We start from the raw sequence: 19,452 nt of genomic DNA on the forward strand, positions 1-19,452 counted from the left end.
ACATCGACCCCCAGAGAGCAATATTTGCGTAGATCACCAGAGCGAAGGCAATGTAGCCGAGCACACCTTCGGAGCGAAGGAACGGTATGGCAACGAATACGGCAGGGAAAGCAGTTAGGGCTAGTATCTGAAGTCTATTAGGTGGTGGTGCAAATGGAGCGGTCATCAATCAAGCACAGACGTCAAATGAATTTGGGGTTTCGCGCTGTCGGTGCGACCAGTACGCGTGAAGGAAGTGAATGCCGCTCGTCTCACGAGAGATCATCCAACGGCTTTCTTTACGGATGGAATCACGGGTGATGCATCCGTCCACCTCGAGGATTCCCAGTCGGATAAATTTATGATTAGTTTGATCATCATATCACTTGTAGACTGCGAGTTTGCAGCCCAACGCAAAGCCACTCGATTCTCGCAAGTCATATTGTAGTAAAATGTTTCTCGTTTGGGTGGCAGCGTCGCTTAACTTCACCCCTTGGGTTTCATCCCGCCACGGATAGCCCCGGCGGCGGTGGCGCCGTAGTTGGCTTCGAAGAGGGGGTCGAGGGGGCGGCTGTTGGGGACGGCGAGCCAGATTCTTAATAGGTGCCGGCGTAATTCCAGTTCTTCTGCGTCCTGGAATTCGTCGCGGCGATGAAATGTGACCCAATTGTTTAAGAACAACAGGTCACCCGCTTGCTGCCGGAACGTGATGTGCAATTGCGGGTCGGCAGCTGTCTCCTCTAAAAAGGCCAGTGCTTCGCGTTGTTCGTTGGTCATGTCGGGTCGTTCGGGCAGCGCATAGGCGCGGTCGATCAATACGCGCAAATAGGCGGCGGCGAAATATCCCTCGTGGTAGGCGAAGATTGGTTGCCGGCAATAGGGGAGTTCATTGCCCTGATCGACATTGTGCCGCGCGTAGTAAAAGGGCTGCATCAACACCCGTGCCAAGTCGGGCCGTTTCTCGCGGATTACGTTGTATAACGTCGCTGAGCTGACCAATTGATTGTCGCCCCCCTGTGCAGCTGGTTGCAGGCAGAGGAATCCGATGACATCGCAGCGATCGGTGTGGAAGCTGAGCCGCTTTTTGGTGTTCGGTCCGCGGGCCTGCGGTTGGCCGACTTGAAAACCTTCATCGCGAACGCTGAAAATCCGTTCTCCCGCGGCACTCTGCGAGACCGGTGTCCCCAGATGCAAGGCGATGCCCCAGAAGATTCGCCGGAGTTGTTCTTCGCTGAATTTCTTAACCGGTAAGCCACGGATCATGCACCCGCCCGCCCCATGCTCGAGTTGATCTTGGACACCCGACAAGAGTTGTCCCAACTCGGGCAGTGGAAATTCTGCGATCGTTCCCTGTTCGACGGGACGTCCGCTCGCTTCCGCGCAGCTGAGTGCCGCTTCGATTTCACCCAAATAGTCGGCAGTCAATTCGATCAGCCAATCGTCGCGCTGCAAGAGTTCGGCACCGCGCCAAGCGGCCGGAATGGAGAATGGTCCCGGCAAGTCCTCGGACTGCACACTGCGTTTGCTGTTCATTTCAGTAAGCCTCTGTAACGAATATCACTCATTTCATGCTCATTGTAGCATTACTGGCACACGCTGTTTTTGCCTGTTTATCGCTGTTTTTCGCCGATTTGGACGTTATTTCGTTTTTTCTGTGGAAAGGCTGTAACAGATCTGTGGTTCTCGCGCTTTGGTGGGTGCGAGCGAAGTGTCTGTGTGACACTTTCGCCATTTCACGGTAACGATTTGAAACGCGTCTCAGCCGGAACAATTCGGTGGGATTCGGATTCGGATTTAAAATGAAACGAGAACTATCGATGAGATTATCAAGGAACCAGACCAAACGTAAATTGTCGAAAAAGCAAACCAAGACCAGCTTGGGCTTTGAAAACCTGGAAGACCGCCGCTTGATGGCCGGATCGATCGATCTTGAAGGGGGTGTCGTGACCATCGAAGGCACGGCCACAAATGACACGGTGGTCGTCGAAAATTACGAGTTCAACAGCAATTACATCAAGGTCACGTTGCAGCACAACGAGAGTACGCACGTTCAATATTTTCGTGCCTCCGACGTCACTAACGTGATGTTCAAGGGTGGTCAAGGAAATGACTACTTCCGCAATGACACGTCCATCAGATCGACTGCGTATGGTGAAGGTGGGCACGACAGGTTGATTGGCGGGTCCAACACCGACGTTCTCCACGGCGGTACCGGTTACAATACACTCTACGGTCGTGGAGGGAACGACTCTCTGAGGGTCTCATACTACAGCAATTCCACCAACAGGATCTATGGAGGTAGCGGCAACGATACTATCTGGGGCGGAGCAGGTAATGACAGACTCTATGGCGAAGCGGGAATTGACGTGATCCATGGATTTGGTGGCAACGACCGAATCGATGGAGGAGCAGATAAGGACTATCTCTATGGCTATGAAGGAAGTGATAGCCTCTACGGAGGAGGTGGCCAGGACTTTATGTACGGCCACGGTGGAAATGACATGATCGACGGCGGAAACGGCGACGACTATCTGTTCGGGAGTTATGGCAACGACGTTCTCAAAGGAGGGAATGGCAACGACCGATTAGAAGGCCAGTCGGGGAATGACATGCTCAGTGGCGGTGCAGGCGGTGACAGGTTGTACGGCCAGGATGGGGATGACATCCTCGATGGTGGTTCCGGCAATGATGCCTTGCGGGGCGGCAAAGGGAGTGACTTTCTCAGCGGCAGTTCCGGCAACGATTATTTAGATGGCGGGGACGGCAGCTATGACATCATTTACGGAGGTTCCGGTAGCGACACCTTCGTGCGACACACCCATAGAAGTTACTGGTTTAACGACAACGATAAGTTCATGGACTTTAGCAAAGGTGACGGGGATCGCACGAAGACCATTTATTACTGGTAGAAAGACCAGCTGCTAAATGTTTTCAGAACCACAGCTTTATGCTGAGGTTCGCGACGATCACGGCAAAACCTAACCGTCCCAGCCGCCCGTATTACACGGCACTGGGGCGGTTTTTTTGCATGCAGTGGCCACATTCCCGATCTCATGGCCGGTCTCCTTGACTGGGGAGCAGTGCGCGCGATCGTGTTGCCAGCCCAGCAGATCCCAGCTCAGATCCTGATAATTCACATTTCCGGGTTGAAACGACCGGTACCGTGGCGGCTGTAAAAGAATGCCCGTCTCCACGCCCAGTGTGGCCACCGCCGCTGCCCGGCCCCATCCGACGGTCTTCGGCGGCAATCGCGGATTTCTAGCAGACAGCTTCTCCCCCTGTTTTCGCGTGTTTTTCACTCATTTGGACGTTATTTCGTTTTTTCTGAGGAAAGGGTGTAACAGATCTACGGTTCTCGCGCTTTGGTTCGTGCGAGCGAAATGTCTGTGTGACACTTTCCCCATTTCACGGTCACGATTTGAAACGCGTCTCAGCCGGAACAATTCGGTGGGATTCGGATTCGGATTCAATATGAAACGAGAACTACGGATGAGATTACTAAGGAACAAGACAGAACGAAAACTGCCGAAAAAGCAAACCAAGGCCAGCCTGGGCTTTGAAAACCTGGAAGACCGCCGCTTGATGGCCGGCTCGATCGACCTTGAGGGTGGCATTCTGAAAATCGAAGGCACGAGCAACGAGGATACTGTGTATGTTCAAAATTACGGGCGTAGTTATGTGAAGGTCACGTTGCAACACCAAGTTGGTTTTGAAGATTCAGAGACACACACCCGCTATTTCCGGACATCCCAAGTGAATAGCATTCAATTCCAGGGAGGTGAGGGCAACGACTACTTCCGCAATTTCACGAATATCAGTTCGCACGCCGACGGGGGAAATGGAGACGATTTCCTGGTCGGTGGATCGAATAGTGATACACTCGTCGGTGGCTGGGGCAATGATATCATCAACAGCCAAGGTGGCAACGACGCCCTCTACGGATCACAAGGTCACGACACCCTATACGCAGGGGGTGGAGACGACACCTTATATGGCGGTTCCGGACAAGACTGGCTGTATGGCAGGTCCGGGAACGATACGATCTACGGTGGCCGGGACAAAGATTACCTCTTCGGCGATTCCGGAAACGACTACATGCGTGGGCAAGATGGAAACGACAAAGTCTGGGGTGGTGGGGGCGACGATTCTATGTACGGAGATGCCGGTGATGACTTTATTGCTGGCCAATGGGGTAACGATTACCTGATCGGTGGAACCGGCTACGACACCCTTTCTGGTGGTGACGGAATCGATGTCCTCTCAGGTGGCGACCAGGCGGACCGCCTCTACGGTGGTAATGACACCGACTACCTGCTTGGCGGAAACGGCAATGATTCCCTGTACGGCGAAGCTGGCAACGACTATCTGTTCGGGGAAGCCGGAAACGACAACTTGTACGGAGGAAGCGGAGTAGACTACTTCAACGGCGGCAACGGTTTTGACCGTGCCCGTGACTGGTTTTGGGGTGAAAGCTTCAACACGACCACCGAATGGCAATTCTAAGATCGACCAGCGCGCTGCAGGGCGATCTGCAACCGAAATCCCCGCCCCGTTCTCGACGACCATTGAGGACGGGGCGGTTTTGTTGACGTTCTGGCCCCTGCCAATTGTGCCCGAAAGACTGCTCTTGCGGCAAAATCTGCCGATCGATTACAACACCGCTCTCAAAATCTGACTCAGAACGTTTTGAAATCATCTTAAAATCCGTGCAGGTAGGGCTTTCGCTCTGGTGACACCGTTTGACCAGTCGTGCTGCACGTTGCACATTCGCCGAATTCTCAGTTGGCAAGGACGCCATGATCATCGGTCATCTTAAGAAGTTCGCTCGCGCCGCCGTCTCGCCGGGTTCGCTCTTTAAAGGAGCGTGTCTCCTCGTCGGTGGTATTTCCGGGGTCTTTCTTTGGGCTTGGCAAGCACAGTTTGCCGCACTCATGGGAAATACGCCCGCCGTCTCCTTGGCCGTGCTGTTGGCCGCCGCAATCACGATTGCGATTGGGTTTCGTCTCAAAACGGGACCGGCGCAGGACACGAAACTATTAACCGTGGCCGGGACCTTGTTGTTCGCCACGGCGACTTGGGCGTGGGCTTTTCCCTATCTCATCCAGCGGATTGGTTGGGCGGCGCATCGTTGGGGAACGTCATTGATTGATTCTCCCACAGCGGCATTTACCTTCACATTTTGTGCGGCGCTGGTCGCTTTAGGAATTCCCTGTCTGGCCTTGGCCAAGTCTTGGTCGATTCTGGCCGAATCGGCCGGCAGTGATGCGGCGTTTGTTAAGCAGGCGGGCCAATTGCAATTTGTCGGTTACAGCCGGGTGCCGTTGGCGTGGCAAGTTGGCGGGTTCGGGTGTGGATTGCTGGTGGCAGGCTGCGGATTGGCACCTTGGCTGGGAATTCAAACCACCGCCATGACAGCTGCCGTGTTTGCGGGCGTGGCCGGGCTATACTGTCTGTGGCAATCGGTGCATCCGGTCGAATTCAATAGCGAAGCGACCACGGAACATGACGCCGATGTCGCTCCCACGTTTCTGACACTCAACCTAGTCCGCGTCGCCACCTGGATTGCGCTGGCAGTGTTTGGATTGATTACGGCAAACTGGCTGCGGATGACGGGGCAGTTGTTTTTGATCTCCGCTGAAATGCTCTGCATTGCCTGGGGCGGAATTGCCCTAGGATTGGCCTCGGGAGTCGGGCTTGGCATCTGGCACAGCCGTCGACAGGCTGGTCAAAGCCGCATTGGCGTGCATGCTTGTTTTCTGTTTGCTGCCTGGGCTGTCTGTTTGACGGCGGCGTTTCCGCTGTTGGTCAAAGGGTCCTTGTGGATGAACGCCTATCAATCGTCGCGGTTTTGGTTAACGGCCGGTCGCGGCGGGATACTCTGGCTGTTCTGTCTTCCGGCGGGGCTGACCTGGGGTTTGGCCATCGCCGCCCCTGCCCTAACCCGCAGCACACGGACGGCTTTGTTGATGAAACGTTTCGCATTGATTCCCGCTGCACTGGGATTTTGTTGTTACCGCTGGCTGGATCTCCCGGCGTTGGGTCCGGCGGTTTTGGCGACTTGCACGGCTGGATTGCTCTGGCTGGCGGCTGGAATCGCTGCTGTTTCAGCGGGAAGTGTTTTCGCCGGTTGGTGGCGACGCGGCATCATGCTGACCAGTCTGGCGGTCATTGCGATTAGCCCGGTCTGGCGGACGTCTTACGATCCCGCTCTTGCGGCGCGGACGTTGTTCTCCACCGAAATCTTTATGGCCTACCGCAGCAAATTCGCAATCGACGAGTTGAGCCAATTCGACGACGCGCGGCTTCATAAACTTGTGGAAGGGAAACAAGGGACCTATACGCTGTGGAAACGGCGGGGATCGCAATGGCAAATTCGCGAAAACGGTTTGTCCAGTACGGTCCTGCCCGGCAATACGGAATTGCACCCGCAATTTTCAGCAGAAGTTCTGCCGGGCATCGTGCCGTTTTTGATGCACGAACATCCCGAGACGGCACTCTTTTTGGGAATGGGGGGCAGCGGAGCGCTTTCGAGTAGCCTGCACTTTCCCTTGACGGAAATCGTCTGCGTCGAAGCGGATGGGGCCTACTTGGATCTGATGCAAAATGAGATCCTACCGACAACCAACGAAAACCCGTTGGACGATGACCGTGTCTCCGTGCGGCAGGCCGACCCCGCTTTGCTCGCGGTTGCCGGTCGCAAGTTGTATGACGTGATTGTTTCTGAACCGGGATACAGTTCCCGGCCGCACAACTCTGCTTATTTCACCGCTGAGTTTTATCAAAATTTCGCCAATCAATTGACGGCGGACGGCATCTTTGCCCAACGTTTTCGCTACATCGATTACGGCGCTGAACCGTTGCGTGTCGCTGCCAAAACGCTTTCGCAGGCGTTTGCGCATGTGATGTTTCTGCAAACGGCTGCGGGAGAAATGTTGCTGTTGGGCAGCAACTCCGAGGCGGGTTTAGTGCGTCCCGGTCTGCTGGCGCGTGTGGATCGGCCCCATGTGCAAGCGGCATTGGCAGGCTGTGGTTGGGACTGGTCGATCGTGTTGAATCTTTCGACGCATAGCCAAGAACAATTGACGGAATTCGTGTCCGAGACCCCGACCGTGGCCAATACCATTTCAGGCGGCCATTTCCACTGCACCCTGCCCCGTGAAGTGATCCGTTGGGCGAATAAAATGCAGGAAGTCGGCATTGCTTTGATGCCCCGCACGGGACGGTTGCTGGATCAAATGGGTGATGATGCCGGCGATCCCGATGTGTTGGAGCATCTAGCGGAAGTGACCGGCAAGCAAAAGCTGATTCGCGATTATCCTGACCAGTACTGGGCCTATCGCTCCTCGGTCCGCGAACAGGTCACCGCCGGAGCGTCCGGGCGGTCGGTGATTCAACAAGTGAAACATCAATTGGCGGGGCACGACTTTCATCCCCGCGACCAGCGCCGCATGCGTTATTTTGCAGCGCTAGGCCAAGCTCAAAAAACCAAATCGCCGTCTGATATTCGGCAGTTGGAAAACTTTGCCTTTCCGTATGATCCGATGATCACGTACTTCTTGCATGGCGAAGCGGCTGAATTGTACTCCCGCGCCGGCGAGCAACGTGTCCCGGCGAATGAACTGCGGCACCGGTTGTATTCCACGTATTACAGCGTTGCAGGCGATCGTTCGGTCCGCACCATTGTGGATGCCTTGAATCTGTTGATCGAACATCCCGAAGCTGCGCCGGATCCACTGACGCGTTGGGATTACATTAACGGATTGCTGCAGGTCTTGCAGACGCGTTGGTATGATCGCGGTTCTGTGCAACCGAAATCATTCACGGTGATGATCAGCGACGTTTCCGAAACACTCCTGACCGCCGACCGCTCCTTGAAGGCGATGCGGACCATAACGACCGACGCCGGTCTCGACCCCGCGGTCTGGGCTGAGCGCGAACGGGTGCTCAAACGGACGCTGGTTAAACCGCTACGCGATTATCGAGCGGCGCTGAAACCGGAATACGAGAAGGCGAAAGCGACCGGGCAATTGATTCGTGACCGTGTGGAAGGCGGCGCGGGGGAATGAATCACGGGCATCAAGCGTCTTTCAAGCATGGCCGAAAGCTGATCAAATCAGCGCAGTGCAGTCCCGGTATAAGTCCGGTTGCCGCGAAGATGCCCTTCGCGTACACTCCCGCCCCGATCTTAAAACTGATGAGACTCACCACGGATAGTCAAGGATGACCCCGTGAATAATACTACAATAGTCGTGCCCTGTTTTAATGAAGCTCAACGGTTGGATGTCGAACGATTTCGGCGTTTCGCCGCCAATCAGCATGCGCTGCGGTTCTTGTTCGTCAACGACGGCAGCAGTGACCGCACCTTGCAGATTCTGCAAGAACTTCATGAGGAAGAGCCGGCGCAGTTTGACGTCCTCAACCTCGATGTGAATTCCGGCAAAGCTGAAGCGGTCAGGCGGGGGATGCTGACGGCTCTCAACTCCGAAGCGGACATCGTGGGGTTTTGGGATGCCGATCTGGCGACGCCGCTGGAGGCGATTCCGGTGTTTCGCTTTGTGATGCTCCGCCGCGATGACATCGACATTGTCGTCGGCACGCGGATTCCGTTGCTGGGACGCTCGATCAAACGACTCGCCAAACGCAAGTTTCTCGGCCGCGTCTTCGCCAATGTGGCTTCGTTGGCGCTGGGCATCAGCATTTACGACACCCAGTGTGGAGCCAAGCTGTTTCGTGCCTCACCCGAATTGGCCAACGTCCTGCAGGATGCGTTCATTTCGCGGTGGATCTTCGACGTCGAGATCTTGGCGCGACTGATCGACAACCGCCGCGGCACGCAGCCCGCCGTGAAGGAATTGATTTACGAGCAACCACTGGAGCACTGGGAAGACGTTGCCGGCTCCCGCGTGAAACCGGCCGATTTCTTCAAAGCGGCAGGCGAATTGGCAGCGATTTATTGGCGGTACCTGCGTCCCGGATTGCCCAAATGGAAACCGGCCAAGAAACCGGTCGCCCAACCCCGCCCATCGCAGGCCCCACGACGGGCTGCATAGGGATGCCTGTGCAAAAACGGGGTGCCAGTGTTTGTGCATGGCTCCCCGATTTGGTTCGACACTGGCAAAACCAGTGGCACCCGGCGTAGAGATGCCTGTGCTTTGTCACACTTAAGAGCCTTGCTACAAAAATAGGTTTTCGCAATTGTCGTCCCGCGTCACGGGAGGGCGAAGCTCCCGCTGAGCCGCTTTCAGTTGGTCCCGCGATTGAAGATTTTCGTGCCGGTGGCAAGCGATAGGGTTCAGCGCGGCTCGGCAGGAGCCTCGCCCTCCCATTTTGAGGACACACTTATAGCATGGGAAATGCCAGTTGGTGTGGAGTGGTCTGGTCGTGTGCTTATTTGTGTTCACCAGCCGGGTTCGTAATCATCAATATCGCCGGGTAGGGGGCATTCAAGAAATTCGTTTCTGTTCGAAATGACGACACGTTCGCCACGCAGTTTAGCTTCCGCCCAACCCAACGGACCGAATGCAATCCGCAGGGTTTCGTATTCGTATTCACGGAACGTGATGGGGCTTAAGGCGAGCGACTCAGAGGGTCCTAGCAAGAAATACCCGCCCACATACGGCCCAAGCGTCAGTAGCAGCCCGATGAGCGCGTAGACAATCCAACTCTGCCACCACTTCGGCTTGTCTGTTGTCATGGGTTACCTCGGGGTCGTGTGCTAATTTGAAGTTTTAGCTTGCCATTCCGGTTGGTATCTGTCCCTGCCGTTTCGCGAAAAAATGTGAACAACTTCGCCCGACAATTTAGCTTCAGCCCAGCCAAGGGGAGCAAACACTTTTCGCATCCAATCATGCTTGAATCCGCAATAGTGGGGGTGGGTTGTGATTACAATATCCACGGGCGTCCTCGTGTATCGCGTTACTTGTATCGATTGCCCGTGTTCCCCTAGCAAGAAATACCCGCCGACATACGGCCCAACCGTCGCCAGCAACCCGATGAGCGTGTAGACCATCCAACTCTGCCACCACTTCGGCTTGTCCGTTGTCATGGGTTACCTCGGAGCGGCGTACGAATTTGAAGTTAGCGGGTCGACAGGGAGCGTCCGCATCCAGTGTGTGCACCGAATGGGGTCCAACTGCTGACGCTTCAAATTACGAAACGGGCAGAGGTCGCGTCAATACGTGGTGCGGTTGCGGCCGGCGAGGCGTTGGGGTTGTTTGCCCAAGAGGAGGACCGTTCCCTGCTTGGGAAACTGTGGGCGTTGCTCGAGAATGACCACGTCGGCCGGCAAGAGTTCCTTGATCGACTCGTGTTTCTTGGCGGTGGTGATCATGACCGCTTGCTCGGAGCTGGCGAAGAAATCCCGGATGTCTTTGGGGGTCTTGCAGGGAGCTACGGGGCGGCGGGTGTAGTAGATCAGGCTGGGGCGGAAGTATTTGTATTGGGCGACGGGTACCTCGCCTTGCCGGTCTAAGAACTTGATCGTGTCGGCAATCTCGGCGCTGGTCTGATGGCGATCCGCACGCACGGCAACAACGGCCAGCACGCAGGTGACAAAGACCACCGAGGCCATTGCGATACTAGCGACGGCTTGCTGTGGGCGGCCCCGTTTGGCCAACATCATTGCGGCAATTCCACCGACCAGTGGGCCGATACCGAGGATCAAACCGGCCAGCGGCAATTGTTCGCTCACTGCAGTGGAAACGCCGACCGTGGTCAGCAACGGCACGCCCTCGACGCGCCACAGGCCCAACACGGGACAAACCACGACCAACAGAACGCCGACCGCGGTGAAGGTACCCAACGCCGAGCGAATCCAACCGACCGGAACCGTTGCGGTTTGATGAATCCAGCGATGCAAAAACACCGCTGTCAGCAGCGACAAGGCGGGATAAGCGGTGAGTGTGTAGTTGGGCAGTTTGGTGCTTGCCAGCGAAAAGAAGCCAATGAACACGCTGGCCCAACAGACCAAAAACAAGCACGGAATCCGCCAATGGTCCCGACTGCCAATCCGCTGCGCGGTGTCCCGCAAGGTTTGCACGGCGAAAATCGACCAGGGGAAAAACCCGATCATGATCACCGGCAGGTAATAGAAAATCGGTCCGCTGTGGCCGTCCATCGAATTCATAAACCGGCCGAAATTGTGGATGCCCAAAAACTCCAGCACAAACGTGCCGCGGGTTTGCAAACTGACCGCCAGGAACCAAGGCCCGGCCACCAGCGTCACCATGGCGATGGCCGTGAGCGGTTTCATCTGCCAAATGGTTTTAAAAAACAGCCGCGGATGAAAAATCGCCACAGAGGCGCCAAGTTTAGAAATCCAGGAGGAGCTTTCGCTGAGCGGTTTGCCGGGCGATGTGCATAGCAGAAACAATCCGATAGTCGCGGTCGGCAGCAGGACGCCGATCGGCCCTTTGACCAACACGGCCAGGCCCATGACGGCGTACATGGCTGCATACGTCCACCAGGTGCTTGGCAACAATGGATGCGGCCCGTCGGGGGGTGTTTGGGTATCTTCGCCGGACCAGACCGCCGGATTTCGCTGTTGGCTGCCACAGATAAAGGCATACAACGACAAGGCGGAAAAGAAGACGAGAAAGCTATCGGCCGTGGCGGCGCGGGCGACGACATCGAACATCAAGGACGAGGTCATCGCCAATCCGGCCCAGAGACCGACTTCGGCATTAAACAGCCGCCGACCGAGGTAATAGGTCAACAGAGCGGTTGCGGTCCCGAAAATCGCGGACCAGAAGCGAACGGCGAACTCGCTGTCGCCGAGTAGCTCGTACCCAACCAGCATCATCCAATACATGAAGGGGGGTTTGTGCGAGAAGAGTTCGCCGTTGAAGTACGGCACGGTCCATTCCCCGCGCTGGTGCATCTCAGCAGCGGTGGCGGCAAAGAAGGACTCATCCTCGTCCCACAGCCGCGTGGCGCCCAGGTTGGTAAAGAAGGCAATCAGGGCGGCGATGAGAATCCACGTTTCGTGGCGAAAAATGCGTTTCATGTTGTAGCGTGTTCCGTCGTTGATAACCCCAGCGGCGCAGGTCCGGCGGGACACCATTTGGAATGAAGAATGAGCTGGCTGGTGAGCCAGCCGACAGCGGCACCGATGAATGCGTCGCTGAGAAAGTGGGCGCAGCTTTGCACGCGATGCATACCACACATCACGGCCATGGCGATAAACAGCACGCGGCCGCGGGGATAAAACTGGCACAGCGCGATGGCAAAACCGACTCCGACAGCGGTGTGCGCTGAAGGAAAGCTTTGGAATTCGGACTTGGCCCCCATCTCGGGCAACCAGCCGTTGAAGGTCGCGGCAACGTTGGTGATGTTCAGATTGAAGCTCTGGGGTCGCGTGCGGCTGACGAGCAATTTGACGACATCGGCCGCCAATCCCGAACAAAGCCCCGAGGCGATCAGCCAGGGCACGGCAAAGCGTCCGGCGGGATTCAGCAGGAACAAGCCGCAAACAATCAACAGTAATCCATACGCATCTCCAAACGGTTCAGCATTATCGAGGATATGCCGCACAAAACCGGGATATTCGCGCGCGTAGCAGAACTTGGCCAACGGCATGTCTACGTAGAACGCGGCCGCTCCTGCCATCAGTAAGGTGGCCGGCACGAGGAACCAACGCAGGAACTGCGCGGAACATAAGGGGGTGCCCCCCTGCTCTTTTGAGAGGGAGACCGGTGATGCTGATGCACCGGGAACCGGCCGCACGATGTCACTTTCTACGGGCATACTCATAGGATCATTGGCTCAGCAAGAGTCGGCAATATCGGTTTGGAGACGACCATATACACACTCTCTCCAAGAGCGACAACCGCAGTTCCCGGGTCGGTGAATTTCACCTTGACACGATCTTGAAACTCTGTTGGACTAGCCGCCTCAAAACGGTTGCGGAACGGATTCCCACAAGGCCGCGGACGTCATGCACGACTCATCACAAACCGCTGACATCAAACGCCCCTTCGCGCGGGCAACGCCGCTCGATGCGCAAGTCACCGTCTATTCGATTGTGATTCCCGCCTACAACGAAGCGGACAATATCGAGCCGCTTTACGCCGAAATCATCTCGGCGATGCAGGAGGTCGAGGGGACTTTTGAGATCGTGTTCGTCGACGACGGCAGCCGGGATTACACCGGTTCGGTTTTAGCGCGATTAACCGCCGCCGACCCGACGGTTCGCGTGGTGCGGCTGGAGACCAATTGCGGCAAGACCGCCGCGCTGCACGCTGGTTTTACGCTGTCCAACGGCAAGTGGGTCATCATGATGGATGCCGACCGCCAGAACGATCCGCGGGACATTCCCCGATTGGTTGATGCGGCCGCGACCGCCGACATGGTTTGCGGCCGCCGGATGCGACGCCGCGATACGCTCAGCAAGCGGTTTTCGTCACGACTCGCCAACGCCATTCGCCGCACGGTGCTGGGCGATACGCTGCGCGATGTGAATTGCGGATTCAAACTCTTTCGCCGCCGTTGCCTGAGGTCCGTCAAACTGTATCGCGGCATGCATCGTTTTTTGCCGGTTTTGTTTGCCATCGAAGGTTATCGCGTGGTGGAGGTCGACGTCACGGACCGCCCGCGCGTGGCGGGCAAAAGTAAGTACGGCTTTTTCAATCGTCTTATCGGCCCTTTTTTAGACATGTTGGCTGTACGATGGATGCGATCGGCTCGACTGAGTTACCACATCAAGAGTTGCGACGACTGACGCATCCTTATTGGCTGGTGCTGTTATTCGCGGTTGCGGCGATGCTGCGCCTGTCCGCTCCCAATGATTTTTTCGAGGGCGACCAAAACAAGCAGGTCGGCTACGTGATGGACCTGTTGCATCACGGACATTGGGCGACCCAATTTGAGGTCAACGGCCTGATCGCCACCAAACCGCCGCTCTACAATTGGATGGCTGCTGGGTTGTGCCGAGCGGTGGGATCGACGGCCCCGTGGGTGATCAAATTGCCCTCGCTGTTGGCAGCCGGTTTGTTGCTGGTGTTGCTGTACCGATTGACCGCGCATTTTCTCGGGCAGCCAGCGGCGTTCTTCGCCTGCATGGCCTGCATTGCTTCGCATCATTTCACCAAACTGATGTGGTTCGCACGGACCGATATGCTGATGACGGCGACGGTCTATGCGGCGATTTATGTGTTGGTGGCCGTCAAGGACGTGTGGTGGAAATCGTCGGTGCTGGGGATCATTATGGCAGCCTCGGTCCTGGCCAAGGGACCGGTCGGACCGTGCTTGTTTGGGATTTTCCTAGTGCTCTGGGCGGTGCGTGAGGGCGAACGGCCGTCGGTGGCGAAGCTGCGTGTCGCACTGCCGGGCCTCATCATTTTTTCCATTGCCACGGCGACTTGGCTGCTGATCGTGATGCGCCTGCCGGAGTTTCGGGAAACGGTGCTTAACAACGAATTGGCGCGGCGGTTACCCGGTTCGTCGGTGAAAACACAGCCGTTTTATTATTACATCAGCCACCTCTTCACACGGATCGCCCCCTGGTCACTTATCGGGGTGTTGACAGCGATAGCCGCTTATCGTCGCCAAGAGAACTGGACGCAGATTCGCTTTTTGGTGATCTGGGCGGCAGCGTACTTTGTGTTCTTCAGCGCGATTCCCTCGAAGCGGCATGACTTGTTGTTGCCGGTTTATCCGGTGATGTTCATGTTGGCCGGGTTGGCCCTGGAGCAAATGGCGGCGCTGCTCGCGCGACGCGAGAGGGCCTGGTTTCCACTGGCTGCCGGAGCGGTGTTGGCAATCGGGGGCTTGGTGGTCTCCTTCCGGGCGGATGGGAGACTGGCAATTGCGATTGCTTTAGCCACGATGGTGGCGGGCGGGCTGACGATTGCCGCCATCCGTTGGCGGCGCGATTTGGCGATGCCGGTCATGGCCTTGGCATTTCTCGGCGCGCATGGCTTGTACTACCACTACGCGAATGTCGGACCGCGCGTGGATTACCAAGAATTTGCCAGCTTTGTGCAGGATGTGAAAACAGAGACCGACGGGCAACCGGTCTTGGTCTATCATTCGCACCCGCTGATTTCCTACGAACTCGGCCTGCACGAAGAGTTCCCCGACCCCCGTGACCTGCTGGAGCGCCGCCCGCAATGGCTGATCGCCCCGGCGCCGGAGGTTCCCATCATCGAAAGCTGGACGCGGTGGAAATTGACTCCAGAGCGGAGCTTCAGCTTTCACGGCCTGCGCGAAATTGATGCGACGCTGTACCGGGTGGAATCGACGCCGCTGGTGACGGCTGTGCGTGAGGATGAACGGCATCATTAGCCACAGATTGAACACGGATCAAACACAGATTCGCTGTTGAACGAAGCGGCACGCTCAAGACAGCTATACAAGTTAAGTCCCGCCATCCGGGTCGTATTTCTTAGCCCCTCTTTGTCGCCGCGCTGATCAATTAGGACTTCTTGTCTTGCGATGGTATGATGTCGTTCTGCTTTTCACGTGGTCGATCAGGCGCTAGATGAGGGCGAGCTATGAATCACGACAACGATGACTCTTCGCAGGCGGATGATGCGGAAAAACGCGCCAAGGCTGAGGGCGATACTCTTCCACCCGCAGCGCAGCCAAAAAGTGGTCCAGGTGCCGCTGGCGGCGACGATCAAACCGTTGTCAGTCCGCAGTTCGATGACCGATCCACAGGACTTCTTGTGTTCGGGATCCTGCAAATCATCATGGGCTGTTTTTCGGCGATGCTGGTTCCAATGATGTTGCTGTCGACCCTCGCCAGCCCAGCCTCCGGGGCCCCGACGACCGTTCGCATGATGCTACCCGCCATTGGCATGTACGGGATGGTGGCTGTGGTGCTCATTTGGTTGGGAGTGGGCTCAACTCTGGCCCGCCGCTGGGCCCGCGCTTTGACCTTGGTGCTGGCCTGGATGTGGTTGGCCATGGGACTCGTGTCTTTGATCATGATGTGCTTTGTGATGCCCAACATGCTCAGCATATCTGCTCAGGACCAGAAGGTCCCCCCACAGGCGATGATCATTGCCCAAACGGTGATGATGGCTACGATGGGCTGTCTGTACATTATCTTGCCTGGGATCTTTATCATTTTCTATCAGAGCAAGCACGTGAAGGCGACGTGTGAGTTTAAGGATACCTATCCCCGCTGGACCGACAAGTGTCCACTGCCAGTGCTGTCGCTGAGCTTGTTTTTAGCATTTGGGGCGCTCTCGATGCCTCTGTCGCTCAGCTATGGCAGCGTTCTCCCGGTCTTTGGATTCCTGTTGAAAGGTGTGCCGGGTACCTTGGTCTACTTAGCCTTAGCTCCGCTCTTGGCTTATCTGGCGTGGGCCACGTACAAAATGAAGATGTCGGCCTGGTGGACGACACTTGTCGTGTATTTGCTTTTCGGGCTGTCAGGGCTGGTCACGTTTTCACGCATCAGCATGATGGACTTCTACCGCGAAATGGATATGCCGGAGGAACAACTGAAAATCATTGAACAATCGGGGATGTTCGAACACATGAATATTCCGTTGATGGCGGGCCTGGGTATGGGAGTGGTCGTGGCATACATGCTGTGGGTGCGGCGGTATTTCGTCGCTGGTACAACTCCGCAGGAGGGTGCTTAGGCACGACTTCCTGGGGCATGGAGAAACTCGTGGTTCGCGGCCCATGCCCGCTCCCCAGCAGCCTGGCATTTCGTGCATGGCACTGCGGCAGGCAATCGCAGCACACGGGCAATTGGAGGCAATACCGGTCGGCGCATAAAAATAACCCGGCGAACAAACAGGCGCTCGCTCCAGCGATTAAACTGGACTGTTTGCTCTAGCCGGGTCAGTAGAATCATAGGCAGGCTAAATCAGAAAACAAGATTTTTTCACGAAAAATTCACAGAAAATTAATAAAGCCTTGTTTAGGAATTCTCGCTGTTTGAGAAATTCGCCGCCATCCGTCTCCAACGTCGATGGCGGTGACGGTAAAAACAGCTTGCAAACAGCCAAACGCCCAACGTCAGCCAGCCTGCGCTGATATCGACCGTGTCTGAATAGATGCAGGTCGAATTTTGATTAGCCTCCACACTAACGAATTGAATGCGGATCAGGTGGTCCCAACGGCGCACCAGCGCATCGTGTTCGCGAGTCTGGATTTCGCGGGCCGTGTCATCCACCCGTTCAAAATACAATTCCCGCGTGCCTTGGGGCAAAAAACCAAACAGGAACGACCGGCAGCGGATGGTCATGCCTTGTTGCCAAGTATTAGGGAATTCCTCGCCGCGCAGCGGGCGCAGGTCCACCATGGGCTTCGAAACGGCGACTAGCATTGCGCTGGATTTGGCATGTTCCCAAGCGGTCTGGGGATCGCAGTCCAGTTGTGATTCGACGTGTACCCGCATGGTTCACTCGGCCGTGACAATCTCGAACGAGTCGGTGACTTCGGCCGGGATGCGTGCCGGGGCTCCGGTTTTGAAATTGATGAACGCCCAATTCGTGGTGGCCTCGACCAGTTTGACGTTGTCCTCTACACGTTCGATCACAAACCGTCGTTGAGATTGCACGCGCCGCATATCGGCGACCCAGGTGCGTACGATGATTTCCTCACCGGCGAACGCGGGTTGCAAGTAGTTGATCTCGTGACGCCGCACGACCCAGCCGGTCCCCAATTCCTGGTACCGGTCGCCGGTCCAACCTTGGGCGGCGGAGTGGGCGACAGCGGCATCGATCATCCAATGCAGGTAGACCACATTGTTGGCGTGTCCCAATCCATCGATTTCCGCATCGAGCACAGTGCGATGATGTTCATAAACGGCCGGCATATTCGATCTCCGTATGCGACAACTGTCCGCCGGGCTTGGCTTTGACAGCGAATTCTCTCAGGCTGTAGACTTTAGGCTGTAGGCCGTAGACATGGCAAGGGGCGTTTGCCAGACTGGCCTGCGCGTTTTCCCACGCCTTTTCTCAAGCCTGTCGTCTCAAGCCTGTAGCCCCTGGGGAGGCCGCGATGCTGAATCTGTTCCCGTCTGTTGGCAGTCCGCCGCGGATATCGCGGCGGGACCTATTGCGGATGGGGCCCCTGGCGTTGGCCGGGTTGAGTCTACCGAACTTGCTACAGGCCGAAGAGACGCCATCAGCCCATCCCCGTCAGGCAGCGACGGCCAAGAATTGTATCTACATCTTTTTGTGCGGGGGCCCCTCGCAGATTGATCTGTGGGATCCCAAACCGGATGCTCCGTTAGAAATCCGCGGCGAGTATCAGCCGATCGATTCCAACGTGCCGGGGATACAAATCGGCGACTTGTTGCCGCTGACTTCGCAGCGGGCCGACAAATTTGCGATTCTCCGCTCGCAGTACGCCTACTCCGCAGCGCATGGCGTGGCGATTATGGACTCGTTGTTGGGACAAAAGAACCCACGTCCCAACGAGACCTTCCCCACCCGCAGCGACCATCCGGGGTTTGGTGCAATCTTACATAACCTGTTGGGAGGGTGCGGGGATTTGCCAGCGTGGGTCACGGTTCCGCGGCCGTTTACGACCGGCTCGGTATTTTTCAAAGGGCAAACCGGCGGATTTTTGGGCCCGGCGTTCGATCCGTTCATGCTCAACAAACCAAAGAAAGATTCGCTGTCGCACGAGTTGTTCCAGGTGGATGCGATTCAACCGATTGTCCCAGCGGGACGCATCGCTGGACGACAAAAGCTGCTTGAGCAAATTGAGGGAACGAAGGCCCTGCAACAACATTCGACCGAAGGTGCCGATCTGGATAAACACTACCGCAACGCGTTTTCGTTACTGTCGGACAATGGAGCCAAACAGGCGTTTGACCTGTCTCTTGAATCGGCCGCGACGCGCGCACGTTACGGGCACAATGAATACGGACAAAGTTTTCTGATGGCGCGACGGCTGGTCGAAGCGGGTGTGCGGATGGTGAATCTGTTTTGGACCTTCTTCGGACCGGATGGTTGTCAGTTCAATTTGTGGGACAATCACGGCATCGACGGACCGGTCTGCGGGGGGCCGAATCGGGGCAATGCGATGTTGCGTCACGAATACTGTACGCCATCGTTCGACCGTTCGTTCACCGCTTTGCTGGACGACCTTGACGATCGCGGTCTGTTGGACGAAACGTTGGTGGTGGTGACGGGGGAATTTGGACGGACACCGAAGATCAATAAGCTAGCCGGGCGGGATCATTGGGCCGGTTGCCAATCAACGGTCTTGGCCGGCGGCGGAGTGCGCGGCGGACAGGTATATGGGAGCACCGATGCACATGCCGGCTATGTGCAAGACCACCCGGTCAGCCCGGACGATCTGGGGGCGACAATTCACCACGCGTTCGGACTCTCACCGGACGAAGCGGTCTACAGCCAAGCGGGCCGCCCAACGCGCATTAGTGAAGGCCATCCGGTGGTGGAATTGTTTGGGTGATTTGCGTGTGAATGCTCTGTGCAGAGTGAATTATGCTGAGCGTTCTCGTTATTGATCATAGCTCCCCCATGGACCACCACCTCCTCG

At 56.5% G+C, this 19,452-nt stretch carries 14 protein-coding genes; 8 read left to right on the forward strand and 6 right to left on the reverse strand.

The genetic code is table 11. From position 1 onward, the window contains the following. Positions 1-465: 465 nt before the first annotated feature. On the reverse strand, positions 466-1,512 hold the full coding sequence (locus CA54_RS22170; RefSeq protein WP_146373145.1) for a TauD/TfdA family dioxygenase: 1,047 nt from the start codon (positions 1,510-1,512) through the stop codon (positions 466-468). Positions 1,513-1,796: 284 nt separating this feature from the next. Here CA54_RS22170 and CA54_RS22175 point away from each other — a divergent pair, with 284 nt between their 5' ends. The 4 genes from CA54_RS22175 to CA54_RS22190 all read left to right on the forward strand — a co-directional run bounded on the left by CA54_RS22175 (position 1,797) and on the right by CA54_RS22190 (position 9,029). Then, positions 1,797-2,888: a calcium-binding protein gene (locus CA54_RS22175; protein WP_197532719.1), complete on the forward strand. Its 1,092-nt coding sequence runs from the start codon at positions 1,797-1,799 to the stop codon at positions 2,886-2,888. Positions 2,889-3,468: 580 nt separating this feature from the next. Beyond that, a complete protein-coding gene (locus CA54_RS22180; RefSeq protein WP_197532720.1) occupies positions 3,469-4,482 on the forward strand; it encodes a calcium-binding protein in 1,014 nt (337 codons plus the stop codon). Positions 4,483-4,775: 293 nt separating this feature from the next. Next, entirely contained in the window at positions 4,776-8,045 is a 3,270-nt protein-coding gene (locus CA54_RS22185; RefSeq protein WP_146373148.1) for a spermine/spermidine synthase domain-containing protein, read from the forward strand. 162 nt (positions 8,046-8,207) lie between these two features. Further along, positions 8,208-9,029: a glycosyltransferase gene (locus CA54_RS22190; RefSeq protein WP_146373149.1), complete on the forward strand. Its 822-nt coding sequence runs from the start codon at positions 8,208-8,210 to the stop codon at positions 9,027-9,029. Positions 9,030-9,376: 347 nt separating this feature from the next. On the opposite strand, the gene CA54_RS22195 is transcribed toward CA54_RS22190, so the two are convergent. From CA54_RS22195 to CA54_RS22205, 3 genes are all read right to left on the reverse strand, one after another. Continuing rightward, a complete protein-coding gene (locus tag CA54_RS22195) occupies positions 9,377-9,673 on the reverse strand; it encodes a hypothetical protein (RefSeq protein ID WP_146373150.1) in 297 nt (98 codons plus the stop codon). 477 nt (positions 9,674-10,150) lie between these two features. After that, a complete protein-coding gene (locus tag CA54_RS22200) occupies positions 10,151-11,983 on the reverse strand; it encodes an ArnT family glycosyltransferase (protein WP_197532721.1) in 1,833 nt (610 codons plus the stop codon). Then, positions 11,980-12,723 (reverse strand): phosphatase PAP2 family protein, encoded by a 744-nt coding sequence (locus CA54_RS22205; RefSeq protein WP_197532722.1) that lies wholly within the window; start codon positions 12,721-12,723, stop codon positions 11,980-11,982. Before CA54_RS22205 ends, CA54_RS22200 begins: the two co-directional genes overlap by 4 nt. A 190-nt stretch (positions 12,724-12,913) precedes the next feature. Here CA54_RS22205 and CA54_RS22210 point away from each other — a divergent pair, with 190 nt between their 5' ends. From CA54_RS22210 to CA54_RS22220, 3 genes are all read left to right on the forward strand, one after another. Beyond that, positions 12,914-13,696, forward strand: a complete 783-nt coding sequence (locus CA54_RS22210; protein WP_146373153.1) for a glycosyltransferase family 2 protein — start codon at positions 12,914-12,916, stop codon at positions 13,694-13,696. Next, positions 13,645-15,261, forward strand: coding sequence for an ArnT family glycosyltransferase (locus CA54_RS22215; RefSeq protein WP_146373154.1), 1,617 nt, complete (start codon positions 13,645-13,647; stop codon positions 15,259-15,261). Before CA54_RS22210 ends, CA54_RS22215 begins: the two co-directional genes overlap by 52 nt. Positions 15,262-15,470: 209 nt before the next feature. Next, a complete protein-coding gene (locus CA54_RS22220; RefSeq protein ID WP_146373155.1) occupies positions 15,471-16,571 on the forward strand; it encodes a hypothetical protein in 1,101 nt (366 codons plus the stop codon). Positions 16,572-16,855: 284 nt separating this feature from the next. On the opposite strand, the gene CA54_RS22225 is transcribed toward CA54_RS22220, so the two are convergent. Both CA54_RS22225 and CA54_RS22230 read right to left on the reverse strand, forming a co-directional pair. Further along, on the reverse strand, positions 16,856-17,335 hold the full coding sequence (locus CA54_RS22225; protein ID WP_146373156.1) for a hypothetical protein: 480 nt from the start codon (positions 17,333-17,335) through the stop codon (positions 16,856-16,858). Between the two features lie 3 nt (positions 17,336-17,338). Next, complete coding sequence (locus CA54_RS22230) at positions 17,339-17,755, reverse strand: acyl-CoA thioesterase (RefSeq protein ID WP_146373157.1); 417 nt, start codon at positions 17,753-17,755, stop codon at positions 17,339-17,341. A gap of 185 nt (positions 17,756-17,940) precedes the next feature. Here CA54_RS22230 and CA54_RS22235 point away from each other — a divergent pair, with 185 nt between their 5' ends. Beyond that, positions 17,941-19,365: a DUF1501 domain-containing protein gene (locus tag CA54_RS22235; RefSeq protein WP_146373158.1), complete on the forward strand. Its 1,425-nt coding sequence runs from the start codon at positions 17,941-17,943 to the stop codon at positions 19,363-19,365. Positions 19,366-19,452: the final 87 nt, after the last annotated feature.

The organism is Symmachiella macrocystis, from assembly GCF_007860075.1.
GTDB lineage: Bacteria > Planctomycetota > Planctomycetia > Planctomycetales > Planctomycetaceae > Symmachiella > Symmachiella macrocystis.